Here is a 25,874-nt window from a genome sequence, read left to right on the forward strand (position 1 = left end):
CGTGCGGGCTTCCCGTGCGGCCGGCCGCGGTGGCACTCTGCCGTGCATGGGGGCATTCCTGTGGATTCGGGCCCGGTGCCGGGCGGTTGGCGTCGCCGGGCTCGTGCTCGCGGGCGCGGGCGTCCTGGTGGCCTGCGAGCCCGATCAGCTCGGGCCGGCGACCGTCGCCTACACCACCGACGGCACGGCGACCGCGGAACTGACCCGGCAGCACGTGGACGTCGGCTGGCTGACCTGCGGCGGTGACCGGGGCGGCGGTACCGTGGCGGCGTCCGCGCCGGGCGCGAGCGCCGTGGTCGCCGTCGACTGCCAGGGCGAGACCAGGGACCGCCGGAGGATCACCGTCAACGGAGAGGTGACCAGGGCCGTCGACGGGGTCTGCGTGCGCGGGGACCTGCGGGCCAGGGTGGGCGGCAGACAGGTGTTCCACGTCAGCGGGCTCGGCGACTGCGGCGCCACCCCCGGCCCGGCGTACCGGCCGTCCGGGCGCGCCCCCGCCGCTCGTGCACCCGCCGTCCCCCGCCCCGTCGTGACGGTCACCGTCACCCGCACCGTCTGGTGCACGGGCGATCCCGCCTGCCCGCCGGCCCAGGGCAAGTGATCGGAAAAGGACCCGTGGACGGCGTGCGCTGCGTATGGTGACGGGGTGACTCAGGGCGCTTCGACAGGAACCTCCGGCTACCTCCGATTCCCGCACCTGCACGGCGACTTGGTGACCTTCGTCGCCGAGGACGACGTCTGGCTGGCCCCCCTCGACGGGGGCCGCGCCTGGCGGGCCAGTGCGGACAACGTGCCCGTGGACCACCCCCGCATCTCGCCCGACGGCACCACCCTCGCCTGGACCTCCACCCGCGACGGCGCCCCCGAGGTGCACATCGCCCCCGTCGCCGGCGGACCCGCCGAACGCCTGACGTACTGGGGCAGTCCGAGGACCCAGGTGCGCGGCTGGACCCCCGAGGGGCAGGTCCTCGCCCTGAGCACCGCCGGCCAGCCCAGCCTGCGCCGCACCTGGGCCCGCGCCGTCCCGCTCGACGGCGGACCCGCGGCCACCCTGCCGTACGGCCCCGTCGGCGACGTCGCGTACGGCCCGCACACCGTGCTGCTGTCCGCCCCCATGGGCCGCGAGGCCGCCTGGTGGAAGCGCTACCGGGGCGGCACCGCGGGCAAGTTGTGGATCGACCGGGAGGGGAGCGGCGAGTTCGTCCGGCTGCACGAGGAGCTGGACGGGAACATCGAGCACCCCGGCTGGGTCGGCGACCGCATCGCCTTCCTCAGCGACCACGAGGGCACCGGCGCCCTGTACTCCTCCCGTGCCGACGGCTCCGACCTGCGCCGCCACTCGCCGCTCGGCGGCTTCTACGCCCGCCACGCCACCACCGACGGCACCCGCGTCGTCTACTCCAGCGCCGGCCGGCTCTGGCTGCTCGACGACCTCGACGGCGCCGACCCGCGCCCCCTGGACATCCGCCTCGGCGGCCCCCGCGTGGACCTCCAGCCCTTCCAGGTGGGCACCTCCCGCTGGTTCGGCTCGGCCGCGCCCGACCACACCGCCCGCGGCAGCGCGGTCGCCCTGCGCGGCACCGTCCACTGGGTCACCCACCGCGCCGGCCCGGTGCGCGCCCTCGCCGCCGAACCCGGCGTCCGCGCCCGGCTGCCCCGCACCTTCCGCGCCGACGGCGAGGAGTGGGTGGTGTGGGTGACCGACGCGGAGGGCGAGGACGCCCTGGAGTTCGCGCCCGCCACCGGCCTCGCCCTCGGCGCCACCCCGCGCCGGCTGGCCGCCGGACGGCTCGGCCGGGTCCTCTCGCTCGCCATGGCGCCCGACGGCAGCCGCGCCGCCGTCGCCTCCCACGACGGCCGGCTGCTGCTGGTCGAACGGGAGACCGGCGACGTCCGCGAGGTCGACCGCAGCGAGGACGGCGACGTCCGCGACCTCACCTTCTCGCCCGACTCCGCCTGGCTCGCCTGGAGCCACCCCGGCCCGCGCCCGCTGAGCCAGCTGCGCCTCGCCCACACCACCGACCTGACCGTCAGCGAGGCCACCCCGCTGCGCTTCCAGGACCACGCGCCCGCCTTCACCCTCGACGGCAGGCACCTCGCCTTCCTCTCCAACCGCTCCTTCGACCCGGTCTACGACGAACACGCCTTCGACCTGGCCTTCGTGGAGGGCACCCGCCCCTACCTGATCACGCTCGCCGCCACCGCCCCGTCCCCGTTCGGACCGCAGCGCCACGGCCGCCCCTTCGAGACCTCCGACAAGGAGGAGACCCCGGACAGCGAGGGCGTGCCCACCACCCGGATCGACCTCGACGGGCTCGCCGACCGCATCGTGCCCTTCCCGGTGGAGACCGCCCGCTACTCCCACCTGCGCGCCGCCAAGGACGGCGTGCTCTGGCTGCGGCACCCGCTGCGCGGCGTCCTCGGCGTCTCCCGCGCCACCCCGGACGACCCCGACCCGCACACCGAGCTGGAGCGCTACGACCTCGTCCAGCAGCGCCTGGAGCACCTGGCCGCCGACGCCGACCGGATCGAGGTCAGCGGCGACGGCAAGCGGGTGCTGCTGTGGACCGACGGCAAGCTGAAGGTCGTCCCCAGCGACCGGCGCGCCTCCGCCGACGAGGACAGCGACTCGAACATCACCGTCGACCTCGGCCGCATCCGGCAGACGATCGACCCCGCCGCGGAGTGGCGGCAGATGTACGAGGAGACGGGCCGCATCATGCGGGACAACTTCTGGCGGCCCGACATGGGCGGCGTCGACTGGGACGGCGTCCTCGACCGCTACCGCCCCGTCCTCGACCGCCTCGCCACCCACGACGACCTGGTGGACCTCCTGTGGGAGGTGCACGGCGAACTCGGCACCTCGCACGCCTACGTCATCCCGCGCGGCGGCTACGGCGGCGGCCCCCGCCAGGGCCTGCTCGGCGCCGACATCTCCCGCCACGAGGACGGCAGCTGGCGCGTCGACCGCATCCTGCCCGGCGAGACCTCCGACCCCGGCGCGCGCAGCCCGCTCGCCGCGCCCGGCGTCGCCGTACGCCCCGGCGACGCGATCCTCGCCGTCGCCGGCCGCCCGGTCGATCCGGTGACCGGCCCCGGCCCGCTGCTGACCGGCACGGCCGGGCGCCCCGTGGAACTCACCGTCTCCCCCTCCGGCGGCGGCGAGGCCCGCCACGTCGTCGTGGTCCCGCTCGCCGACGAGGAGCCGCTGCGCTACCACGCCTGGGTCGCCGGGCGCCGCGCCCACGTCCACGAGCGGTCCGCCGGCCGCCTCGGCTACCTCCACGTGCCCGACATGCAGGCGCCCGGCTGGGCCCAGCTCCACCGCGACCTGCGCGTCGAGGTCGCCCGCGAGGGCCTGATCGTGGACGTGCGCGGGAACCGGGGCGGCCACACCTCCCAGCTCGTCGTGGAGAAGCTGGCCCGCCGGATCATCGGCTGGGACCTGCCCCGCGGCATGCGCCCCGAGAGCTACCCGAGCGACGCCCCGCGCGGCCCCGTCGTCGCCGTCGCCAACGAGTTCTCCGGCTCCGACGGCGACATCGTCAACGGCGCGATCAAGGCCCTCGGCATCGGCCCGGTCGTCGGCACCCGCACCTGGGGCGGTGTCATCGGCGTCGACAGCCGCTACCGCCTGGTCGACGGCACCCTGGTCACCCAGCCCAAGTACGCCACCTGGCTGGAGGGCCAGGGCTGGAACATGGAGAACCACGGCGTGGACCCGGACGTGGAGGTCGTCCAGCGCCCCCAGGACTGGGCGCGGGACACGGACACCCAGCTGGACGAGGCGATAAGGCTGGCGCTCCAGGCGCTGGCGGCCTCGCCCGCGAAGACACCGCCGGCCCTGCCCGACTGACCGGCCACCCCGCGCGCGTCACCCGAACGACTACCATGCCCCCGTAACGATCACCGGCACAGAGGAGCGGCGCATGCCCGGAGAACCGCAAGACGACTGCCTGTTCTGCGAGATCGTCGCGGGTCGCGTCCCGGCGACCATCGTCCGCGAGACGGACACCACCGTCGCCTTCCGGGACATAAACCCCCAGGCGCCCACCCATGTCCTGGTGATCCCCAAGGCCCACTACGCGAACGCCGCCGAACTCGCCGCGGGCGCCCCGGAGATCGCCGCCGACGTGCTGCGCGAGACCAAGGCCGTGGCCGACGAGGAGAAGCTCGACAGCTACCGCCTCGTCTTCAACACCGGCAGCGGCGCCGGCCAGACCGTCTGGCACGCCCACGCGCACGTCCTCGGCGGCCGTGGTCTGCAGTGGCCGCCCGGATAGACAGCCGTGTCCGTCCGTGAACTGGTGGTGCTCGGCACCGCCAGCCAGGTCCCGACCCGGCACCGCAACCACAACGGCTATCTGCTGCGCTGGGACGGCGAGGGCATCCTGTTCGACCCCGGCGAGGGCACCCAGCGGCAGATGCTGCGCGCCGGGGTCGCCGCCCACGACCTGAACCGCCTCTGCGTCACCCACTTCCACGGCGACCACTCCCTCGGCCTCGCCGGGGTCATCCAGCGGATCAACCTGGACCAGGTGCCGCACGAGGTCACCGCGCACTATCCGGCCTCCGGGCAGCGCTTCTTCGACCGGCTGCGGTACGCCACCGCCTACCGGGAGACGGTCCGCCTCACCGAGGCCCCGGTGGCCGCCGACGGCACCCTCGCGGTGACGCCCTCGTACACCCTGGAAGCCCGGAAGCTGTCGCACCCGGTGGAGTCCTACGGCTACCGGCTGACCGAGCCCGACGGGCGCCGGATGCTGCCCGAGCGGCTCGCCGCGCACGGGATCAAGGGCCCGGACGTGGGCGTGCTCCAGCGCGAGGGACGGCTCGGGGACGTGACACTGGAGCAGGTCAGCGAGGTACGGCGCGGACAGCGGTTCGCGTTCGTCATGGACACCCGGCTCTGCGAGGGCGTGCACGCGCTCGCCGAGGGCTGCGACCTGCTCGTCATCGAGTCCACCTTCCTGGACGAGGACGAGCGACTGGCCGTGGAGCACGGGCACCTGACGGCCGGTCAGGCCGCGGCCGCGGCGCGCGACGCGGGGGTGCGGCACCTGGTGCTCACCCACTTCAGCCAGCGCTACCCGGAGCCGGAGGAGTTCGAGCGGCAGGCGCGGGCCGCCGGCTTCGCGGGGGAGCTGACCGTGGCGTACGACCTCCAGCGAGTGCCGGTTCCGAAACGACGGTGAAGGGCCCGTACCATGCTCGGATGCCCCTCCCGAAAGCAGAACTGCACCTCCACATCGAAGGCACGCTGGAGCCGGAGCTGGCCTTCGAGCTGGCCGCCCGCAACGGCGTGGAGCTGGCGTACGCCGACACCGACGAGCTGCGCGAGGCGTACCGGTTCCAGGACCTCCAGTCGTTCCTGAACCTGTACTACGAGCTGATGGCCGTGCTGCGCACCGAGCGCGACTTCGAGGACCTGGCCAACGCCTATCTGGCCCGTGCCGCCGCGCAGGGCGTGCGGCACGCGGAGATCTTCTTCGACCCGCAGGCCCACCTCGCCCGCGGCCTGACCATGGGCACGGTCGTGGAGGGGCTGTGGCGGGCGCTCGGCCGCAGCGAGGAGAACCACGGTGTCTCCACCCGGCTGATCCTGTGTTTCCTGCGCGACGAGTCGGCCGAGTCCGCGCTGGAGACCCTGCGGGCCGCGCGGCCGTACCTGGACCGGATCACCGGCATCGGCCTGGACTCCGCCGAGGTCGGGCACCCGCCGGTGAAGTTCCGCGAGGTGTACGAGGCCGCCGCCGCGCTCGGGCTGCGCCGGGTGGCGCACGCCGGCGAGGAGGGGCCGCCGGAGTACATCACCGAGGCCCTGGACGTGCTCGGCGTCGAGCGCGTCGACCACGGGCTGCGCTGCATGGAGGACCCGGCGCTGGTGGAGCGGCTGGTGCGGGAGCGGATTCCGCTCACCCTGTGCCCGCTGTCCAACGTCCGGCTGCGCGCCGTGGACAACCTGGCCGACCACCCGCTGCCGGCCATGCTGGACGCCGGGCTGCTGTGCACGGTCAACTCCGACGACCCGGCCTACTTCGGCGGGTACGCCGACGACAACTTCCGGGCCGTGGACGAGACCCTGGGCCTGGGCGAGGACCGGCTGCGCGAACTGGCCCGCAACTCCTTCCTCGCCTCCTTCCTGGAGGACGACGAGGAGCGCCGCGCCCACTGTCTCGCCGAGGTCGCGGACTACGTGTTCTGAGCGGTCCCCGGCATGGGATATGCTTGATCATGTCGAGGTCGCCGGGGCAACTCCCGGAGCCCGGCAATGCGTTGGTGGTCCAAGGAAAGACGCCCCACTTCCTGTGGGGAGATGCAGGTGCAAGGCCTGCCCGGCGCTCGAACGAGCCCCATCCCGCTGTGTGCGGGGTGGGGCTCTTGCCGTGCGCGGACCCGGCCGTATGCCCGTGCGCGACGCCCGCCGTGGTGCACACTGGCCAGATCCGCACACGTCAGGGAGCGCACCGTGACCTCGTCGCACACCCTCACCGGAGAGGAACCCGAACACCTCACCCAGGCCGGACGCAGGCAGGCCCAGGTCGATCCGCTCGCCGCGCTGCGCGAGCCCGGCGACCCGCCCTGGGACGTCTACCTCACGGGCACCGTCTTCCTCGACATCATCTTCACCGGCCTGGACTCGGCGCCCGTGCGCGGCACCGAGTCCTGGGCCCGCGGCATGGGCTCCAGCCCCGGCGGCGTCGCCAACATGGCCAGCGCCCTGGCCCGCCTCGGGCTGCGCACCTCGCTCGCCGCGGCCTTCGGGGACGACCACTACGGGGAGTACTGCTGGGACGCGCTGGCCCAGGGCGAGGGCATCGACCTCGCCGCGTCGCGCACGGTGCCCGGATGGCACTCGCCGGTGACGGTCTCCATGGCGTACGAGGGCGAGCGGACCATGGTCTCGCACGGGCACGAGCCGCCGCCGGAGGAGCCGGCCCCCGACTGCCCGCCGCGCGCCCGGGCCGCCGTCGCCTCGCTCACCCCGGGGCGGCGGGCGCCGTGGATCGCGCAGGCCGCGCGGGAGGGCACCCGGATCTTCGCCGACGTCGGCTGGGACGAGACCGGCGCGTGGGACCTCGCCGGGCTGCCCGACCTGGAGCACTGCGAGGCGTTCCTGCCCAACGCGGAGGAGGCCAAGCGGTACACCGGCGCCGACTGCCCGCGGCTCGCGGCGCACGCGCTGACCGAGTACGTGCCGGTGGCCGTGGTCACCCTCGGGTCCGAGGGGGCGTACGCGGTGGACCGGCGCACCGGGGAGGCGGCGGAGGTGCCCGCCATCGCGGTGGAGGCGCTGGACCCCACGGGCGCGGGCGACGTGTTCGTCGCCGGGTTCGTGACCGGGTCCCTGGCGGGGTGGCCGCTGGCGGACCGGCTGGCGTTCGCGGGGCTGACGGCGGCGCTGTCGGTGCAGGAGTTCGGGGGGTCCCTGTCGGCGCCGGGGTGGTCGGAGATCGGGGCGTGGTGGCGCCGGGTGCAGTCCGTGGAGGGGCAGGACCGCGCGGCGCTGCGCCGGTACGCCTTCCTCGACCGGCTGGTGCCCGAGGAACTGGACCGGCCCTGGCCGCTGCGGCGGGCGGTGCCCACGATCGGGTTCCGCCGCTCCGGCTGACGGGGCCCCGGGGAGGGGGCCGGCCGGCCCGGAAGGCACACGCCAGAAAAGTCCTACGGGCTTGTCAGCCGTCCGGCGTACCCTTGAGACGACGAGGCCGCCCTGCGTTGTGCGGCCGTGATCAGGAGGAAGCGCAGGCCTTCAGCGCCGGCCCATGACACAGACACCCACAGCTCACACCCCCGCGCAGGAGCAGGCGAGAGCGCAGTTCACCGTCCCCGCCCAGCACCCCATGGTGACCGTGCTGGGTTCCGGTGACTCCCTCCTGCGCGTGATCGAGAGGGCCTTCCCGGCGGCCGACATCCACGTCCGGGGCAATGAGATCAGCGCGGTCGGCGACCCCGTCGACGTCGCCCTGATCTCACGCGTGTTCGACGAGATGATGCTGGTGCTCCGCACCGGGCAGCCGATGACGGAGGACGCAGTGGAACGCTCGATCGCCATGCTCAAGGCGAGCGAGAACGGTACGAGCGACGGACCGGAGACCCCGGCCCAGGTGCTGACGCAGAACATCCTGTCCTCGCGTGGCCGCACCATTCGCCCGAAGACCCTCAACCAGAAGCGCTACGTCGACGCCATCGACAAGCACACCGTCGTCTTCGGCATCGGCCCCGCCGGTACCGGCAAGACCTACCTGGCCATGGCCAAGGCCGTGCAGGCCCTCCAGTCCAAGCAGGTCAACCGGATCATCCTGACCCGTCCGGCGGTCGAGGCGGGCGAGCGGCTCGGCTTCCTGCCCGGCACGCTCTACGAGAAGATCGACCCGTACCTGCGCCCGCTGTACGACGCGCTGCACGACATGCTCGACCCGGACTCCATCCCGAAGCTGATGGCCTCCGGCACCATCGAGGTCGCGCCGCTGGCGTACATGCGCGGACGCACGCTCAACGACGCCTTCATCATCCTGGACGAGGCCCAGAACACGAGCCCCGAGCAGATGAAGATGTTCCTCACCCGGCTCGGCTTCGACTCGAAGATCGTGATCACGGGTGACGTGACGCAGGTCGACCTGCCGAACGGGCAGAAGTCGGGTCTGCGGCAGGTGCAGGAGATCCTGGAGGGCGTCGAGGACGTCCACTTCTCCCGGCTGTCGTCCCACGATGTCGTCCGGCACAAGCTGGTGGGCCGTATTGTCGACGCGTACGAGAAGTACGACAGCAAGAACGGCACCGAGAACGGCACCCCCAAGGGCGGCCGTGGCAGGACCGGCGCCAAGGGCACCCAGGGGAAGTAGACCGGCACGAGCATGTCGATCGACGTCAACAACGAATCCGGCACCGAGGTCGACGAGCAGGCGATCCTCGACATCGCCCGCTACGCGCTCGCGCGGATGCGCATCCACCCGCTCTCCGAGCTCTCGGTGATCGTCGTGGACGCCGACGCCATGGAGCAGCTGCACATCCAGTGGATGGACCTGCCCGGGCCCACCGATGTCATGTCCTTCCCGATGGACGAGCTGCGTCCGCCGGGCAAGGACGACGACGAGCCGCCGCAGGGGCTGCTCGGCGACATCGTGCTGTGCCCGGAGGTCGCCGCCAAGCAGGGGGCCGACGCGCCCACCAAGCACTCCATGGACGAGGAGCTCCAGCTGCTCACCGTCCACGGTGTGCTGCACCTGCTCGGCTACGACCACGAGGAGCCCGACGAGAAGGCCGAGATGTTCGGGCTCCAGGCCGCCATCGTGGACGGCTGGCGGGCCGAGCAGGGCCTGACCGGGCCGTCCCCGGCGCCGACCGTCTCGTAAGCGAGCCGTATGTCCCCGCAGATCGTGATCGGCGCGGTCGCGCTGGTCGTCGTCGCCTGGCTCGCCGCCTGCGCGGAGGCGGGCCTCGCCCGCGTCTCCAGCTTCCGGGCGGAGGAGGCCGTGAAGTCCGGGCGGCGCGGCGGCGCCAAGCTGGCGCAGGTCGCCGCCGACCCCACCCGCTACCTGAACGTGGCCCTGCTGGTCCGCGTCGCCTGCGAGATGGCGGCCGCGGCCCTGGTCACCTACGCCTGCCTCGCGGCCTTCGCGGCCACCTGGCAGGCCCTGCTGGTCGCCATCGCCGTGATGGTCCTGGTGTCGTACGTCGCCGTCGGCGTCTCGCCGCGCACCATCGGCCGCCAGCACTCGCTGAACACCGCGACCGCCGCCGCGTACGTCCTGGTGCCGCTGGCCCGGGTGATGGGCCCGATCCCGTCGCTGCTGATCCTCATCGGCAACGCGCTGACCCCCGGCAAGGGCTTCCGGCGCGGCCCGTTCGCCTCCGAGGCGGAGCTGCGCGCGCTGGTCGACCTCGCCGAGAAGGAGTCGCTGATCGAGGACGAGGAGCGCCGTATGGTGCACTCCGTCTTCGAGCTGGGCGACACCCTGGTGCGCGAGGTCATGGTGCCGCGCACCGATCTGGTGACCATCGAGCGGTTCAAGACCATCCGGCAGGCCCTCACCCTCGCCCTGCGCTCCGGGTTCTCCCGCATCCCGGTGACCGGCGAGAGCGAGGACGACATCGTCGGGATCGTGTATCTGAAGGACCTGGTCCGCAAGACGCACATCAGCAGGGAGGCGGAGAGCGACCTGGTGTCCACCGCGATGCGCCCCGCCGTGTTCGTGCCCGACACCAAGAACGCCGGCGACCTGCTGCGCGAGATGCAGAAGGAACGCAACCACGTCGCCGTCGTCATCGACGAGTACGGCGGCACCGCGGGCATCGTCACCATCGAGGACATCCTGGAGGAGATCGTCGGCGAGATCACCGACGAGTACGACCGGGAACTCCCGCCCGTCGTCGACCTCGGCGACGACCGCTACCGGGTCACCGCCCGCCTCGACATCACCGACCTCGGCGAGCTGTACGGCCTGGAGGAGTACGACGACGAGGACGTGGAGACCGTCGGCGGACTGCTCGCCAAGGCCCTCGGCCGGGTGCCCATCGCGGGCGCGTCCGCACAGGTCGAACTCCCCGACGAGCGGCGGCTGAAGCTGACCGCGGAGGCGTCGGCCGGACGCCGGAACAAGATCGTCACGGTCCTGGTGGAACCCGCCGGGGCCGACGAGGAGGAGAAGCCCGAGTGACCCCCGGAGAGCTGCGCGCCTTCTGCCTGTCCTTCAACGCGGCGGTGGAGGACTTCCCGTTCGACACGCAGACCTCCGTCTTCAAGGTGCTGGGCAAGATGTTCGCCCTGACGAACCTGGGCGCGCGGCCCCTGACGGTCAACCTCAAGTGCGACCCGGAGGACGCGGTGCGGCTGCGCGCCGACCACGAGGGCCTGATCGTCCCCGGCTGGCACATGAACAAGCGCCACTGGAACACCGTCACCGCCGACGGCCCCCTGCCGGACCGGCTGCTGCGGGAGCTGGTCGAGGACTCCTACGACCTCGTCGTGGCGGGACTGCCGAGGGCGGAGCGGCTGCGGCTGGACCGGCCGTAATCCCGTTGTCCGGGGCGGTCGTTCTCCGGGAGCATTCCGTATGACCATTCGCTACCCGCGCCCCCTGCGCCCCGGTGACCGTGTCGGTGTGACCTCTCCGTCCTCGGGCGTGGCCGGCCCCCTCAGGGCGCGCCTCGACGCCGCCATCAAGGTGATCGAGGCGCACGGCTACGAGGTGGTCGTCGGCCGGTGCATGGACGGCGCCACCCACATCAGCGCCCCGGCCGCCGAACGCGCCGCCGAGCTGACCGGGATGCTGACCGACCCCGCCGTCCGGGCCGTGGTGCCCCCGTGGGGCGGCGAGACGGCGATCGACCTCATGCCCCACCTGGACTTCGAGGCGATCGGCCGGGCCGAACCCACCTGGCTCGTCGGCTACTCGGACATGTCGACCGTGCTCGCCCCGCTGACCCTGCTGACCGGGATGGCGACCGTGCACGGCAACTGCCTCATGGAGACCCCGTACCGGACGCCCGAGGGGCTGCTGTCCTGGCTGGACATCGTGGCCGCGCCCCAGGGCGGGCCGTTCGCCCAGACCCCGCCCGGCCGGCACTACGCCGGCGGCCGGCCCGACTGGGTCGGCGACCCCGGGATGCGCGAACTGCCCCTGGAGGGCAAGGGCGGCTGGCGGCGGCTCGACGGCGACGGTGACGTGGACGTCGAGGGACGGCTGATCGGCGGCTGCATCGAGACCGTCGCCCCGCTCGCCGGCAGCCGCTACCTCGACACGGCGCGCTTCGCGGCCGACGAACCGCTGCTCGTCTACGTCGAGGCCTGCGAGGACGACGCGCTCGTCATCGCCCGCCATCTGCACGGCATGCGCCTCGCCGGGTTCTTCGACCGCGCCGCCGCCGTCCTCGTCGGCCGCACCCGCGCCCCCGACGCGCCGACCCTCACCCAGGACGAGGCCGTCCTCGACGCCCTCGGGCCGCTGGGCGTGCCCATCGTCGCCGACGTCGAGTGCGGGCACGTGGCGCCGTACCTTCCGTTGGTCAACGGCGCGCGCGGCCGTGTCCGTCACACGGCCGCGCGCAGCGAGGTCGTTCAGACCCTGGACTGACCGCGGCGCAGCCCCAGCCCGATCAGCGCCGCGGCGGCGAGGACGATCGCCGCGTCCAGGGCGACCACGGTGTGCACGCCGGACAGCAGGTCGCCGGAGGTGGTGGCCAGTACGCCCAGCAGCGGGATGCCGATCGTGATGCCGACCTGCTGGGTGGAGGTCACCAGGCCGGTGGCCAGGCCCTGTTCCTCGTCCGGGACGCCCGAGGTGACCGTCAGGCCGTAGGAGATGATCGCGCCCAGGTGGCACATGCTGGCCAGGGCGACCGCGGCGGTGGCGAGCCATGCCGACCAGCCGTGGGTGTCCAGCAGGAGCAGGGTCGCGATCAGGGCGCCCTGGCCGGTCAGTGAGCAGACCAGGGTGCGGCGGGCGCCGAGGCGGCCGATGACCTTCGGCGCGAGCGTGCCGGCCACGACGGACAGCAGGCCCTGGACGCCGAAGACCAGACCGGTCTCGAAGGCGGACAGATGCAGGATCTCCTGGAGGTACAGGGTCAGGACGAAGACGATGGTGGACATCATCGAGAAGGTGACCAGACCGCCCAGGTTGCCCCACGCCACCGTGCGCCGGCGCAGCATCGGCAGCGAGACCAGGGGCGCGGCCGAGCGGGACTCCACGATCGCGAACGCGGTCATCAGCACCGCACCGGCGATCAGGGCCGTGATGACGTCGGCGCGCCCGAAGCCGTGGTCGGCGGCCGTGGACAGGGCGTAGATCAGGGACAGCAGGCCGGTGGTGACGGTGACCGCGCCGGGCACGTCCAGGCGCGGGCGCTCCGGGGCGGGGGCGCCCGTGACGCCGTGCGGGCCGTGCGGGAGGGACTTCGGCAGCAGGCCCGGCGCCGACGGCAGCACGATCAGCGCGAAGACCGTCAGCAGGGCCATCGTGGAGCGCCAGCCGAAGGCGTCGGTGAGGGTGCCGCCCGCGACCATGCCGATGGTGAAGCCCAGCGACAGCAGGGTGCCGGAGATGCCGAGGGCGCGGTCGCGGGCCGGGCCCTCCGGGAAGGTGGTGGTCAGCAGGGACATGCCGGTCGGTACGATCGCCGCCGCGCCGATCCCCTGGAGGGCGCGCCCGGCGAGGAAGGAGGCCGGGTCCCAGGCGAGGGTGGACAGCAGCGAGGCCGCGCCGAACAGGGCCAGGCCGGCCAGGAACAGTCCGCGGCGCCCGAACAGGTCGCCGACGCGTCCGAACAGCAGCAGGAAGCCGCCGGAGGGCAGCGCGAACGCGGTGACGGCCCACTGGAGCGCGGACTGGCTCATGCCGAGGTCGCGGCCGAGGTCGGGCAGCGCCACGTTGAGTACGGAGAAGTCCAGCGCGACCATGAACTGGGCCGCGCACAGCACGAACAGGACGAGCTTGTCACGCGTCGACAGCCGGGGGACGCCGGGTGGGGTGGCCGTCGCGGGGGAGGTCTTGGTGGTGGTGTCGATCGCCATGGCAAGAGCTTCGGCCGGGCGGAATACCGGTGGGGAGTCGCAACTTATGGTGGTGGTGGCACCACCAGACAGCACCGACGGGGGAGGGGCGCTCGATGCCCGCTGCTGAGGCGACGCGCAGTCACCGGCGTGACGAACTGCGGGAGTTCCTGATGAGCCGGCGCGCCCGGGTCAGTCCCGAGGAGGCCGGGCTCCCGGCCGGCGGCGGCAGGCGCCGTACGCCCGGACTGCGCCGGGAGGAGGTCGCGGTGCTCGCCGGGGTGGGCGCCTCCTGGTACCAGTGGCTGGAGCAGGGGCGGGAGATCTCCGTCTCGCCGCAGGTGCTGGACGCGGTCGCCCGGGTGCTGCGGCTCAGCGACGCCGAGCGGCGGCATCTGTACCTGCTGGCCGGGATGAACCCGCCCGCGCCCCAAGTGGCGCCCGGCAAGCGGGACATGTGCGACGGCCTGCGCAGGCTGATCGACACCTGGATGCCGTACCCGGCGCACATCATGGACCTCTACTACAACTGCGTGGTGTACAACGACGCGGCCGCGATCGTGCTCGGCATGCGCCCCGGCATCACCCAGAACTGCCTGCTCGACTTCTTCACCGACCCGCTCTACCGGGAGCGCAGCCACAGCTGGGAGCGCAACGCGCGCACCGTCGTGGCGCAGTTCCGGGCCGCGTGCGCGGCGCGCCCCGAGGACGAGGGCTTCCGGGAGGTGCTCGCGCGGGCGAGGGCCGCCAGCGAGGAGTTCGCGGCGCTGTGGGCCGAGCGGGACATCGAGGACCAGGGGCAGGTGCGCAAGGAGCTCTCGCACCCGCTGGCCGGGCTGCTGGTCGTGGAGTCGACGGTGCTGAAGGTCCCCGCCCGGCCCGATCTGATGATCGTGTTGCACGCCCCGCTGGACGAGGCGAACACCGCGGAGAAGCTGGAGTGGCTGGCCTCCCCGGAGGGCCGGCGGGGCGCGATGTACCCCGTGGCGGGGTGAGCGTCGTACGCCGTGGTACGGCTTCGTATGCTCGGGGCATGACCGAGAGCAGCGCGCTTGACCCCGAGGACCGCAAGATCGTGACCCTGGCCCGTTCCGCGCGGGCCCGCAACGGTGTGCCCGAGGGCGCGGCCGTACGGGACGACACCGGGCGCACCTACGTCGCCGGGACGGTGGACCTGGCCTCCCTGAAGCTCAGCGCGCTGCGCACCGCCGTCGCCATGGCGGTGGCGTCCGGGGCGGCCTCGCTGGAGGCGGCTGCCGTGGTCGGCGACGCGGAGTCGGTGCCGGCCGAGGACCTGGCCGCGGTGGCCGACCTCGGGGGCGCGGGCACGCCGGTGCTGCTCGCGGGCGCGGACGGCGCCGTGCGGGCCACCCTCGCCGCGGGCTGAGCCACCGGACCGGGACCGGTGTTCCTGGTGCCCCCGCCGGTCGTCGGGGCGGTGCGTCCGCGTGTCGGCTCGGCGACGCTGCGTCACCGGATGTCCGCGGTACGGCGGGGGCTTCGGGATCAGGGACAATGAACGGCATGAGCGTTCGCACCCAGTCATCCGAGCAGCCGGCGGAAACCGTCCACCGCGCCGGCTTCGCCTGCTTCGTGGGCCGCCCCAACGCGGGCAAGTCCACCCTCACGAACGCTCTGGTCGGGCAGAAGGTGGCGATCACCTCGAACCGGCCGCAGACCACCCGGCACACGGTGCGGGGCATCGTGCACCGGCCGGACGCCCAGCTGATCCTGGTCGACACCCCCGGGCTGCACAAGCCGCGCACGCTGCTGGGCGAGCGGCTGAACGACGTCGTGCGCACCACGTGGGCCGAGGTCGACGTGATCGGGTTCTGCCTGCCGGCCGACCAGAAGATCGGGCCCGGCGACCGGTTCATCGCCAAGGAACTGGCCGGGATCAAGAAGACGCCCAAGGTCGCCGTCGTCACCAAGACCGACCTCGTGGACTCCAAGACCCTCGCCGAGCAGCTGATCGCCATCGACCAGCTGGGCAAGGAGCTGGGCATCGAGTGGGCGGAGATCGTGCCGGTGTCGGCGGTCGGCGACAAGCAGGTGGAGCTGCTGGCCGACCTGCTGGTCCCGATGCTGCCCGAGGGGCCCGCGCTCTACCCCGAGGGCGACCTCACGGACGAGCCCGAGCAGGTGATGGTCGCCGAGCTGATCCGCGAGGCGGCGCTGGAGGGCGTGCGCGACGAGCTGCCGCACTCCATCGCGGTGGTCGTCGAGGAGATGCTGCCGCGCGAGGACCGGCCGGCGGACCGGCCCCTGCTGGACATCCACGCGAACGTCTATATCGAGCGCCCCAGCCAGAAGGGCATCATCATCGGGCCGAAGGGCAAGCGGCTCAAGGACGTCGGGATCAAGTCCCGCAAGCAGATCGAGGCGCTGCTGGGCACGCCGGTCTTCCTCGACCTGCACGTCAAGGTGGCGAAGGACTGGCAGCGGGACCCGAAGCAGCTGCGCAGGCTGGGCTTCTGACGCCTGCCGCTTGACCTCGAGCGGGCTTGAGGAAGCAGCCTTCCGGCATGGACACCGAAGAGATGCGGCGACAGCTGCGGACCCTGACCGACCGTGCCGAGATCACCGATCTGCTCGGCCGCTACCTGCGCTCCCTGGACGACGGCGTCCTCGACGAGGAGTGGGCGCGCGCGTTCCACACCGAGGACGTCACCGCGCAGATGCCCATCGGCACCGTGCACGGCCGCGACGCCCTGCTGGCCCGGGTCCGGCGGGGCATGGCGCTGTTCGACCGTACCGTGCACCTGGGCACCAACGCCGTCATCGAGGTCGACGGAGACCGGGCCACGGCCCGTGGCGCCCAGTTGAGCACCCACGTCCTGGCGGACGGCGCGGGCGGCGTCTTCGTCTCCGCCGGCCACGCCGACACGGAACTGGCGAGGACGGCCGACGGCTGGCGGATCTGTGCGACGGCGCTGCGGGTGGTGTGGACGCAGGGCACCCCGCCGCGGCTGCCGGACGAGTTCACCGCCGTCGCGGCGGGCGGTGCAACCGGCGAGGCCGCCGGAGAGTCGTAGGCGGCATGACGTATCCCCGCGCACGGCGCGCGCTCGGTGCCTCCATGCTCGTCGTGGCCTCGGCGGCACTGCTGCTCTCCTGCTCCGCCGGTACCGGCACGGCCCCGAGCGCGTCGGCGCCGCCCGCCCGCGCCGTGCGTACGCCGGCGCCCGTCCCCACCACCGAGGAGCCGGCCGCCCCGGACACGGCGGCGCCCTCACCGGGCCCGGAGAAGGTCCGCGACGCCTTCGCCGAACTCCAGGCCACCTACCACGACGGCTGCACCACTCCCGGGAACTGCGCGTACTTCCTGGGCCGCGTGCGCGACAACCTCGACGGCCTCGACGCCGCGATGAAGGCGGACCCCCAGGGCCCCGCGCACTTCGAGCGGCCCCTCGCCTGGATCGCGGGACTGCGCCGCGAACTCGGCGACGACCGCTCCTTCGAGAACCTCAAGAAGCACCAGGACCGGCTCACCGGAGTCCGGGACGAGATCAACGCCTGGATGCAGGGGCACCCGGAGGACTATCGCTGACCGGGACCGCCCGGCCGCCGCGCCCCCGTCAGCCCTGCGCCCGCAGCACGTCCCGGAACCACCGGTACGACGCCTTCGGGGTGCGCTCCAGGGTGTCGTGGTCCACGTGCACCAGCCCGAAGCGGCGCGCGTACCCCTCGGCCCACTCGAAGTTGTCCAGCAGGGACCAGACGAAGTAGCCGCGCACGTCCACGCCCGCCTCCAGTGCGGCGTGCAGCGCGCGCAGATGGGCGTCCAGGTAGGCGATGCGTTCCTGGTCGTCCAGGCCCTCGTAGGAGCAGCCGTTCTCGGTGATGACGACCGGCGGCAGCCGGTCGCCGTAGCGGTCGCGGAAGCCGCACAGCAGCTCGGTCAGCCCCTCCGGGACCACCGGCCAGCCGAAGTCGGTCAGCGGACGGCCCTCGATCTCCCTGACGGAGAAGGGCAGTTCGGCGGGGATCGGCAGACCGCCGAACTCCGACCCCGTGCCCAGCGGGGCGCCCACCCGGGTCGGCGCGTAGTAGTTGACGCCGTACCAGTCGAGCGGCTCCGCGATCACCCGCAGATCGGCGGCGACGTCGCCGGGCATCGACTCGCCCAGCCCGTCCGGGTACTCGCCGAGCAGCACCGGCTCCGCGAAGAGGCGGTTGAGCAGCGTGTCGTAGAAGCCCGCGGCCGCCACGTCGTCCGGGTCGCCGGAGGCCGGCCAGGTGGGCCCGTGGGAGTTGGCGATGCCGATGTCGCGGGCGCCCGCCGCGCGCAGCGCCCGGACCGCGAGGCCGTGGGCGAGGAGCTGGTGGTGGGCGACCGGGAGGGCGTCGAACAGCAGCCGCCTGCCGGGGGCGTGGGCGCCCAGGGCGTGGCCCAGGAGGGTGTGTTCGGCGGGCTCGTTGAGGGTGATCCACTTGGTGACCCGGTCGCCCAGCCGGCCGGCGACCACCGCCACGTGGTCGGCGAAGCGGTCCGCCGTGTCCCGCTCCAGCCAGTCGAGGCCGGCGGGCAGGTCCCAGTGGAACAGGGTCGGCACCGGCCGTACGCCCGCCGCGCACAGCGCGTCCACCAGCCGGTCGTAGAAGTCCAGGCCGCCCGGGGAGGCGACCCGGGGCCAGGAGACCGAGAACCGGTAGGCGTTCACGCCGAGACCGGCGAGCAGGGCCACGTCCTCGGGGTAGCGGTGGTAGTGGTCGCAGGCCACCGCCGCCGTGGAGCCGTCCTTCACCCGGCCCGGCTCGGCGGTGAACTCGTCCCACACGGACGGCCCGCGCAGCTCGGCCGCCCCCTCGATCTGATGGGCGGAGGTGGACACACCCCACAGAAAGCCGGCCGGGAACCGGGGGAGCGGATCGCCCGTGTCAGTCGCCATGGCCGGATCATCCGTACCCCCGGTAACGAAGTCAACGGCCGTGCACGGCACGGTTCCAGAGCGCATCGGTGTGGGCCGCTTGGCCCAATCGACTGGCATGCGGAGGCACGCCGTTCCGAGACTGTCCCGCATGACTCTCCATCAGCTGACCACCGGGAGCCGCGGACGCCTGCTCGCCGTGCTCGCGGCCTGCCTGTTCGCCGTCCTGGGCACCGCACCGGGCGCGCTCGCCGACGCCCGCCCGGCCGGGGCGGCCGACTGCGTCTCCACCCCGGCCGAGTACCGGGCCGCCTGGGACGCGCGCGAGGTGCGCTGTGTGGCGCCGACCCTGTTCGGCACCACCCACACCCGGGGCGACACCACCCTCTACCCGAGCGGCTTCTGGTACGCGTGGGCCGGCTCGAACACCAATCTGGAGCGGTATCTGCAACTGCGCAGCCGGTACGGGGACCAGCCGCCGAAGACCGGGGTCGGCGTGCTGTCCTTCGTCGGCTACCCCGGCCTCGACGGCTGGGACACACCGACCGACCTCGCCGTCTACACCGTGCCCCCGGGGGTCCGGGCGCAGGTGCCCGCCTTCGAGACCTGGTTCCGGCTGCTGGACGAGGAGTTCGGGAACACCGGCGCCTATCCGCTCGCCGCGCAGCGGGACCTGGTGCTCGCCTACTCGCGCCTGCGCAAGGGGGAGGACGTGGTCGGCGCCTTCCAGGACGTGACCGGGTGCAGGCGCGCCCAGCTCCTGAAGGGGGCGGCGCCCTCGGCGGCGATCGGCTGCAACCGGTCCTTCCTCGACGCGCTGGCCGCCGCCGGACCCTCCCCGTACGACGGCGCCTCCTCGCTGGACTGCTTCGCCCGCTTCCAGTCCCGCTACACCGGCCCGCGCGACGCCGCCGCGCTGCGGGCCGCGCTGTACCAGTGCCAGGACGCCGGGTTCCTCAACACCGGCGTGGGGCTGGGCTACAACACGTACGCCAACCCGTTCGTGTGCCGGCCCGCCGCCGCGCAGACGGTCCGGCAGCGGTACACCGGGCGGGAGTTCATCCTCCCGAACGCGTCCTTCGCCGATCTGCCGAGCCATGTGGACATCCCGCTCGACCTCGGCACGCCGGGCCGACGGGCCTTCCTCACGAGGGGCTACTGCTAGTGCTGCGCCCGGACTTTCCAGCCACAGCACTAGGCGCGGAGGACACCCGCTAGGCGCCCTCCTTGAGCACCCGGGAGACCAACTCCCGCTGCTCGTCGGTCAGTCGGGGGTCGGCCGCGTACACCGTGCGGCCGTCCACCGTGATCTCGTAGCCGAAGCCGTCCGGGACACCGGCCGGCGGGGTGTCCTGGCCGGACGCGAGCACGCGCGTGGCCAGGGCCTCCCAGTCCGGGGCGTCGGGCCGGGCCGAGGTGTCCACCTCGGCCCGGCGCTCGATGCCGGCGAAACCGCCTGTGCGCCTCACCTGAATCCGCATGGGTCCAGTGTCGCAGTGCGCGGCGCTAGCGTGTGTGCACCCCGACCTGTTCCCAGGCCTTCTGGACGGCCTCCAGTTCGTCCCCGCCGCCGTAGCGGTGGCGGGCCGCCTTCAGGGTGAGCTTGGCGAAGTCGGCGAACTGGGCGTCGGACTTCAGGTCGCCGCCGGTCACCGTGTCGTACCAGATCTGCCCGGCCTTCTCCCAGGCGTGCCCGCCGAGGGCCTTGGCGGCCAGGTAGAACGCGTGGTTCGGGATGCCGGAGTTGATGTGCACGCCGCCGTTGTCGCGGCCGGTGCGCACATAGTGGTCCATGCTGCCCGGCTGCGGGTCCTTGCCGAGGTTCGGGTCGTCGTACGCGGTGCCCGGCGCCTTCATCGAGCGCAGCGCGGTGCCGTGCACGCCCGGGGCGAGCAGTCCGGCGCCGATCAGCCAGTCGGCCTCGGCGGCGGTCTGGCCCAGCGCGTACTGCTTGATCAGCGAGCCGAAGACATCGGAGATCGACTCGTTGAGCGCGCCGGACTGGCCGAAGTACTCGAGGTTCGCGGTGTGCTGGGTGACGCCGTGGGTCAGTTCGTGGCCGATGACGTCGACGGGGATGGTGAAGTCCTGGAAGATCTTGCCGTCCCCGTCGCCGAACACCATCTGCTCGCCGTTCCAGAAGGCGTTGTCGTAGCCCTCGCCGTAGTGCACGGTGGCGTCGAGCGGGAGGCCGTTGCCGTCGATGGACCGGCGGCCGTAGACCTTCAGGTACAGCTCGAAGGTGGCGCCGAGGCCGGCGTAGGCGCGGTTGACGGAGGCGTCCGGGCCCGGGTCGGAGCCCTCCTCGCGGACCTTGGTGCCGGGCAGGTCCTGGGTGTGGTGGGTGTCGTAGACGGTGCGGTGCGGACGGTCGGCGGCGGCACCCTCCGGCGGGGCGACGGCGGTCGCGCCCAGCACCGTGGTCAGGCGGCGCCGGGTGCGCTGGGCGGCGTCGTGCTCCAGGGAGCGGCGGGCGGGTGCCGACAGGTCCGGGTCCTCGGCCTGGGATAGCCGGTCGAGTACGTGCGGCGGGACGATCGTGCAGAAGACGGGCTCGAAGCCCCCGTTCGTCGTCATGTACCGACCATCGCACTGAGTGACGTCGATGTCACTACTCGCAACCATCATTGGTGAAATACCGGGACAGTGGGCGCGACGCGGCGTGACGATGTGGTAGGGCGATGTGATGCGCTGCACTTTTTGTCCCTATTAATCCCTCGGTCCCGCATACTGGAACGCGTCCCCGGATGCTGGAAGGCATCGGCTAGGCTGCGCTGCATCATGCGTTTCGGGCTGCTTCTCCTTAGCTGCCGCGGCGAGGGTCTGTAGTCGAGGCCGACTCCCTCCCCGCGGAGCTTGGCGTCGCGTCGTCGGCCGTCCAGTCGGACATCTGCCAGACCCATCGAGGAGCCACGCACCATGGCCAACCGCCAGCAGCCCAGTTCCATGCCGGTCCACAAGTACGGCCGCTACGACCAGGTGGACATCCCGGACCGCACCTGGCCGAACCAGCGGATCACCGTCGCCCCCCGCTGGCTCTCCACCGACCTGCGGGACGGCAACCAGGCCCTGATCGACCCCATGTCGCCCGAGCGCAAGCGCCGGATGTTCGACCAGCTGGTCAAGATGGGCTACAAGGAGATCGAGGTCGGCTTCCCCGCCTCCGGCCAGACCGACTTCGACTTCGTGCGCTCGATCATCGAGGAAGAGGGCGCGATCCCGGAGGACGTGACGATCTCCGTGCTGACCCAGGCCCGCGAGGACCTGATCGAGCGGACCGTGGAGTCCCTGAAGGGCGCGCGGCGCGCCACCGTCCACCTCTACAACGCCACCGCCCCGGTCTTCCGCCGGGTCGTCTTCCGCGGCTCCAAGGACGACATCAAGCAGATCGCCGTCGACGGCACCCGCCTGGTGACGGAGTACGCCGAGAAACTGCTGGGTCCCGAGACCGAGTTCGGCTACCAGTACTCGCCGGAGATCTTCACCGACACCGAGCTGGACTTCGCGCTGGAGGTCTGCGAGGCGGTCATGGACGTCTACCAGCCCGGTCCCGGCCGCGAGATCATCCTCAACCTGCCCGCCACGGTGGAGCGTTCGACCCCGTCCACGCACGCGGACCGCTTCGAGTGGATGCACCGCAACCTGTCCCGCCGCGAGTACGTCTGCCTGTCCGTGCACCCGCACAACGACCGCGGCACGGCGGTGGCGGCGGCCGAGCTGGCGCTGATGGCCGGCGCCGACCGCGTCGAGGGCTGCCTGTTCGGGCAGGGCGAGCGCACCGGCAACGTCGACCTGGTCACCCTGGGCATGAACCTGTTCTCCCAGGGCGTCGATCCGCAGATCGACTTCTCCGACATCGACGAGATCCGTCGTACGTGGGAGTACTGCAACCAGATGGAGGTCCACCCGCGCCACCCGTACGTGGGCGACCTGGTCTACACGTCCTTCTCCGGCTCCCACCAGGACGCCATCAAGAAGGGCTTCGACGCCATGGAGGCCGACGCCAGGGCCAAGGGCGTCACGGTGGACGACCTGGAGTGGGCGGTGCCGTACCTGCCCATCGACCCGAAGGACGTCGGCCGTTCCTACGAGGCGGTCATCCGCGTCAACTCGCAGTCCGGCAAGGGCGGTGTCTCCTACGTCCTGAAGAACGACCACAAGCTGGACCTGCCGCGCCGGATGCAGATCGAGTTCTCGAAGATCATCCAGGCGAAGACGGACGCCGAGGGCGGCGAGATCACCCCGAAGGAGATCTGGTCGGTCTTCCGGGACGAGTACCTGCCCAACCCGGAGAACCCCTGGGGCCGCATCCAGGTCAGGACGGGCCAGTCGACCACCGACAACGACGGCGTGGACACGCTCACCGTCGATGCCACCGTGGACGGCGAGGACCGCGTGCTGACCGGTTCCGGCAACGGTCCGATCTCGGCCTTCTTCGACGCCCTGCACGCCATCGGCGTCGACGTACGCCTGCTGGACTACCAGGAGCACACGATGAGCGAGGGCGCCTCCGCGCAGGCCGCCTCCTACATCGAGTGCGCGATCGACGGCCAGGTCCTGTGGGGCATCGGCATCGACGCGAACACGACGCGTGCCTCGCTGAAGGCGGTCGTCTCGGCCGTCAACCGAGCCGCCCGCTGACCCGTCTCCACCGGCGGTTTCCCGGCCCCGGTCGCCTCGCACGGCGGCCGGGGCCCCGTCGTTTCTCGGCCACAGGGCCGGACAGGTCACGGATTGGTCTCGTACGGGGTACTGACTCCGCCGCGCGATGTGGCTAACATCACGCCAGCGCGGCGATGGTGCCGTGCTCTAGGGAGGTGCGACGTGCTGCCAGTACGGGGACGAGACGGCCGTGACTCCAGGGCTCTGCGCGTCCTGGGCACCCGCACCGCATGGACTGCCGTGGGCGACGGCGAGTTCTACTGCCCGGGCTGCGGGGGCGACCGCAACTACCAGCGGCTCACCGGGCGCCGCAGGCTCACCGTGTTCGGGGTGCCCGTGCTGCCGCGCGGGACGACCGGGCCCGTGGTGGAGTGCGCCGACTGCGGCCACCACTACGGCACCGAGGTCCTCGACCACCCCACCACCCGCCGCTTCTCCGCGATGCTCCGCGACGGTGTGCACACCGTGGCCCTCGCGGTGCTCGCCGCGGGCGGCACCGGTTCCCGGGCGCCTCTGGAGACGGCCTGCGCGGCGGTCCGCGCGGGCGGCGTGGACGACTGCACGGAGGAGCAGCTCGCCGCGCTCGTCGACGCCCTGGCCGCCGACACCGGCCGGGTGCTGGGCGAGCCCTGCGGCGCCAGCCTGACCATAGAGCTGCACGAGGCGCTGGACCCGCTCGCCCCGCACCTCGCCCCGGCGGGGCGCGAGGCCCTGCTCCTCCAGGGCGCCCACATCGCCCTCGCCGACGGCCCCTACACCCCCGCCGAGCGCGACGCCCTCACCACGGTCGGCGCGGCCCTGACCCTCCCTGCCGACGACGTCACCCGGCTGCTGGCGGCCGCCCGCACGCCCTCCTGAGCACCGGGGCGCCGGATCATTGGCTCGAACGGAGTAAGGCGCACCCGTCCCGGGCGGGCAGCATCACGGCGTGACCCTGCCGCGCCGCGCCCTCCTCACCGGCCTCCCGCTCCTCACCGGCCTCATGACCCCGGCACCCGCCCACGCCAGGCCCCCCGAGCCCGCCGCGAGCACCTCCTCGCGGCCCTACGTCTCGGGCCGAGGCGGTTACGCCGCCTACCGCATCCCCGCACTGGCCCGCACCCGGCGCGGCACGGTCCTCGCCTTCGCCGAGGGCAGGCGCGACGGCCCCGGCGACAGCGGGGACATCGACGTGGTGCTGCGCCGCTCCGCCGATGGTGGCCGCACCTGGGGCCCGCTCGCCGTGGTGGCCGCGGGGCACGGGAACACCCGGGGCAACCCGGCGCCCGTCGTCGATCCGCGTACCGGTGACATCATCCTGGTGACCTGCGGGAACGCCGGGGATGTGACGGAGGCGCAGATCATGCGCGGCGAGGTGCCGGCGGCGCGGGGCCGCCGGGTGTACGTGCAGCGCAGCACGGACGACGGCCGCACCTTCACCCCGCCGCGGGACATCACGGACGCGGTCAAACGGCCCGGCTGGCGCTGGTACGCGACCGGGCCCGGTCACGCCGTCGCCCTCACCCGGGGCCCGCACCCCGGCCGCCTCCTGGTCCCCGCGAACCACTCCACCGCCCCGGCCGAGGGCTCGAAGGACACCGGCAGGGAGGCCCGGCACTACGCCGGTCACGCCCTCCACAGCGACGACGGCGGCACCACCTGGCACCTCGGCTACCAGGCCACCGGCCCCGCCGGGACCGTCAACGTCAACGAGACCAGTGCCACCCAACTCCCCGACGGGCGCGTCTACTTCAGTGCCCGCGATCAGAACGGCAGCGCCCCCGGCAACCGCCTCGACAGCTACTCCTCGGACGGCGGCGCCACCCTCGACCGCCCCTACGGCCCCCAGCCCACCCTGAAGGACGTGCCCGTGGTCCAGGGCAGCGTGCTCCAGCTCCGGGGGGCCGGCGCCCCGCTGCTGTTCTCCGGGCCCTCCGTGCCGACCGCCCGCCGCGCCATGGCGCTGTGGTCCAGCGCCGACGCCGGCCGCACCTTCACCCGCCTGGCCACCCTGTCCGAGGGCCCGGCGGCCTACTCCGACCTGGTCCAGCTCGGCCCCGGCACGGTCGGCGTCCTGTTCGAGACGGGGCCCTACGACGCCCTGGAGTTCCGCCGGGTGACCGGGATCGGCGCTCACTCTCCCGGCGGCCGGTGAGCCCCGGGCGCGGGCCGCAGCGAGGGCAGGGTCAGCTGCCACCAGTCGGTGAGCCGGTCGGTGACGGTGGCCGCGCCCTCCAGCGCCTCGGTGAGCGAGCACAGGCCGAAGAAGGCGCGCACCAGGGCCCGCGCGGTGGCGGCGGGCCGGACGTGCGCGGCCACCTGGCCGGCCAGCCGGGCCTCCGCCAGCAGCCGGGTGGCGGCGGCGGTCCAGAGCGCGAACGGGTCGGGCAGCGGGGCGTCGATGACGGCGCGCTCGGCCCACAGCCGTGCGCCGGCGCGGGTCACCGGGTCCTCGGCGAGGGCGCGGGCGATGTCGTAGCTGAGGGCGACCAGGCGCTCCACCGGCGGCACCGCCCGGTCCGCGTACGCCGGGGTGAGCTGCGGCCAGGTGGCGAACCGGTCCCGGACGACGGCGAGCGCGATGCCCTCCTTGCTGGCGTAGTGGAAGTAGACCGCGCCGCTGGTCCGGCCCGACCGGGCGCTTATGTCGTTGACGCTGGTCCCCGCGTAGCCCTGTTCCGCGAAGAGCTGGGCCGCCGCCTCCAGGAGTGATCTGCGGGTTGCCTTGGCCCGTTTCTGCACCGTTTCCCGCCCGCCCTCGTTCGGCTCTTCTGACTGCCACGAATGTAATGCGCCCGCGTACGCCCGGAGCAAACAGGAACCACCCTCGTGCGGTAATTACGTATTTCTTTCGAGGGTGAACGCGG

The 25,874-nt window shown here is 72.9% G+C and carries 25 protein-coding genes; 20 read left to right on the plus strand and 5 right to left on the minus strand.

The genetic code is table 11. The features are described 5' to 3' along the window. Positions 1-46 precede the first annotated feature (46 nt). The 11 genes from FRZ03_RS26590 to FRZ03_RS26640 all read left to right on the plus strand — a co-directional run bounded on the left by FRZ03_RS26590 (position 47) and on the right by FRZ03_RS26640 (position 12,077). The gene (locus FRZ03_RS26590; protein WP_146467666.1) at positions 47-601 is read left to right on the plus strand and encodes a hypothetical protein; all 555 of its coding nucleotides are present in this window, start codon (positions 47-49) and stop codon (positions 599-601) included. A gap of 45 nt (positions 602-646) precedes the next feature. Beyond that, on the plus strand, positions 647-3,856 hold the full coding sequence (locus tag FRZ03_RS26595) for a S41 family peptidase (protein ID WP_146467667.1): 3,210 nt from the start codon (positions 647-649) through the stop codon (positions 3,854-3,856). A 73-nt stretch (positions 3,857-3,929) separates the two neighbouring features. Then, the gene (locus FRZ03_RS26600) at positions 3,930-4,283 is read left to right on the plus strand and encodes a histidine triad nucleotide-binding protein (RefSeq protein ID WP_146467668.1); all 354 of its coding nucleotides are present in this window, start codon (positions 3,930-3,932) and stop codon (positions 4,281-4,283) included. A gap of 6 nt (positions 4,284-4,289) precedes the next feature. After that, positions 4,290-5,195: a ribonuclease Z gene (locus FRZ03_RS26605; RefSeq protein WP_146467669.1), complete on the plus strand. Its 906-nt coding sequence runs from the start codon at positions 4,290-4,292 to the stop codon at positions 5,193-5,195. Positions 5,196-5,215: 20 nt separating this feature from the next. Further along, on the plus strand, positions 5,216-6,205 hold the full coding sequence (locus FRZ03_RS26610) for an adenosine deaminase (RefSeq protein ID WP_146467670.1): 990 nt from the start codon (positions 5,216-5,218) through the stop codon (positions 6,203-6,205). Positions 6,206-6,469: 264 nt separating this feature from the next. Continuing rightward, complete coding sequence (locus FRZ03_RS26615) at positions 6,470-7,612, plus strand: carbohydrate kinase family protein (protein ID WP_146467671.1); 1,143 nt, start codon at positions 6,470-6,472, stop codon at positions 7,610-7,612. 154 nt (positions 7,613-7,766) lie between these two features. After that, positions 7,767-8,846, plus strand: coding sequence for a PhoH family protein (locus tag FRZ03_RS26620; RefSeq protein ID WP_146467672.1), 1,080 nt, complete (start codon positions 7,767-7,769; stop codon positions 8,844-8,846). A 12-nt stretch (positions 8,847-8,858) separates the two neighbouring features. Next, positions 8,859-9,356, plus strand: a complete 498-nt coding sequence (ybeY, locus tag FRZ03_RS26625; RefSeq protein WP_146467673.1) for an rRNA maturation RNase YbeY — start codon at positions 8,859-8,861, stop codon at positions 9,354-9,356. A gap of 9 nt (positions 9,357-9,365) precedes the next feature. Further along, the gene (locus FRZ03_RS26630) at positions 9,366-10,661 is read left to right on the plus strand and encodes a hemolysin family protein (protein ID WP_146467674.1); all 1,296 of its coding nucleotides are present in this window, start codon (positions 9,366-9,368) and stop codon (positions 10,659-10,661) included. Next, positions 10,658-11,017, plus strand: coding sequence for an MmcQ/YjbR family DNA-binding protein (locus tag FRZ03_RS26635; protein WP_146467675.1), 360 nt, complete (start codon positions 10,658-10,660; stop codon positions 11,015-11,017). The genes FRZ03_RS26630 and FRZ03_RS26635 overlap by 4 nt, the downstream gene beginning before the upstream one ends. A 40-nt stretch (positions 11,018-11,057) precedes the next feature. Beyond that, entirely contained in the window at positions 11,058-12,077 is a 1,020-nt protein-coding gene (locus FRZ03_RS26640; RefSeq protein ID WP_146467676.1) for a S66 family peptidase, read from the plus strand. Here FRZ03_RS26640 and FRZ03_RS26645 read toward each other — a convergent pair. Continuing rightward, positions 12,062-13,516: an MFS transporter gene (locus FRZ03_RS26645; protein ID WP_146467677.1), complete on the minus strand. Its 1,455-nt coding sequence runs from the start codon at positions 13,514-13,516 to the stop codon at positions 12,062-12,064. The genes FRZ03_RS26640 and FRZ03_RS26645 overlap by 16 nt on opposite strands. A 95-nt stretch (positions 13,517-13,611) precedes the next feature. Here FRZ03_RS26645 and FRZ03_RS26650 point away from each other — a divergent pair, with 95 nt between their 5' ends. The 5 genes from FRZ03_RS26650 (at position 13,612) to FRZ03_RS26670 (ending at position 17,045) form a co-directional block, all read left to right on the plus strand. Next, entirely contained in the window at positions 13,612-14,490 is an 879-nt protein-coding gene (locus tag FRZ03_RS26650) for a helix-turn-helix transcriptional regulator (protein WP_146467678.1), read from the plus strand. A 38-nt stretch (positions 14,491-14,528) separates the two neighbouring features. Beyond that, a complete protein-coding gene (locus tag FRZ03_RS26655) occupies positions 14,529-14,882 on the plus strand; it encodes a cytidine/deoxycytidylate deaminase family protein (protein ID WP_146467679.1) in 354 nt (117 codons plus the stop codon). Positions 14,883-15,019: 137 nt separating this feature from the next. Next, complete coding sequence (era, locus tag FRZ03_RS26660; protein ID WP_186785623.1) at positions 15,020-15,973, plus strand: GTPase Era; 954 nt, start codon at positions 15,020-15,022, stop codon at positions 15,971-15,973. A gap of 47 nt (positions 15,974-16,020) precedes the next feature. Next, positions 16,021-16,530 (plus strand): nuclear transport factor 2 family protein, encoded by a 510-nt coding sequence (locus FRZ03_RS26665; RefSeq protein WP_146467681.1) that lies wholly within the window; start codon positions 16,021-16,023, stop codon positions 16,528-16,530. Between the two features lie 5 nt (positions 16,531-16,535). After that, positions 16,536-17,045: a hypothetical protein gene (locus tag FRZ03_RS26670; RefSeq protein ID WP_146467682.1), complete on the plus strand. Its 510-nt coding sequence runs from the start codon at positions 16,536-16,538 to the stop codon at positions 17,043-17,045. Positions 17,046-17,073: 28 nt separating this feature from the next. On the opposite strand, the gene FRZ03_RS26675 is transcribed toward FRZ03_RS26670, so the two are convergent. Continuing rightward, complete coding sequence (locus FRZ03_RS26675) at positions 17,074-18,387, minus strand: GH1 family beta-glucosidase (RefSeq protein ID WP_146467683.1); 1,314 nt, start codon at positions 18,385-18,387, stop codon at positions 17,074-17,076. 130 nt (positions 18,388-18,517) lie between these two features. On the opposite strand from FRZ03_RS26675, the gene FRZ03_RS26680 reads away from it, so the two are divergent. Next, positions 18,518-19,531: a hypothetical protein gene (locus FRZ03_RS26680; protein WP_146467684.1), complete on the plus strand. Its 1,014-nt coding sequence runs from the start codon at positions 18,518-18,520 to the stop codon at positions 19,529-19,531. Between the two features lie 49 nt (positions 19,532-19,580). Here the strand turns inward: FRZ03_RS26680 and FRZ03_RS26685 are convergent, their stop codons facing one another. Then, entirely contained in the window at positions 19,581-19,847 is a 267-nt protein-coding gene (locus FRZ03_RS26685) for a protealysin inhibitor emfourin (RefSeq protein WP_146467685.1), read from the minus strand. 25 nt (positions 19,848-19,872) lie between these two features. Next, a complete protein-coding gene (locus FRZ03_RS26690; RefSeq protein WP_146467686.1) occupies positions 19,873-20,943 on the minus strand; it encodes a M4 family metallopeptidase in 1,071 nt (356 codons plus the stop codon). 342 nt (positions 20,944-21,285) lie between these two features. Here FRZ03_RS26690 and leuA point away from each other — a divergent pair, with 342 nt between their 5' ends. From leuA to FRZ03_RS26710, 3 genes are all read left to right on the plus strand, one after another. Next, positions 21,286-23,007 carry a 2-isopropylmalate synthase gene (gene leuA, locus FRZ03_RS26700; protein ID WP_146467687.1) on the plus strand — a complete coding sequence of 574 codons (1,722 nt, stop codon included), beginning with the start codon at positions 21,286-21,288 and terminating at the stop codon, positions 23,005-23,007. 183 nt (positions 23,008-23,190) lie between these two features. Beyond that, the gene (locus tag FRZ03_RS26705; RefSeq protein WP_146467688.1) at positions 23,191-23,886 is read left to right on the plus strand and encodes a TerB family tellurite resistance protein; all 696 of its coding nucleotides are present in this window, start codon (positions 23,191-23,193) and stop codon (positions 23,884-23,886) included. A 70-nt stretch (positions 23,887-23,956) separates the two neighbouring features. Beyond that, positions 23,957-25,162 (plus strand): sialidase family protein, encoded by a 1,206-nt coding sequence (locus tag FRZ03_RS26710; RefSeq protein WP_146467689.1) that lies wholly within the window; start codon positions 23,957-23,959, stop codon positions 25,160-25,162. Here FRZ03_RS26710 and FRZ03_RS26715 read toward each other — a convergent pair. After that, entirely contained in the window at positions 25,141-25,749 is a 609-nt protein-coding gene (locus FRZ03_RS26715) for a ScbR family autoregulator-binding transcription factor (RefSeq protein WP_146467690.1), read from the minus strand. The genes FRZ03_RS26710 and FRZ03_RS26715 overlap by 22 nt on opposite strands. Positions 25,750-25,874: the final 125 nt, after the last annotated feature.

Origin of the sequence: Streptomyces misionensis, from assembly GCF_007896895.1 — a bacterium.
GTDB lineage: Bacteria > Actinomycetota > Actinomycetes > Streptomycetales > Streptomycetaceae > Streptomyces > Streptomyces misionensis_A.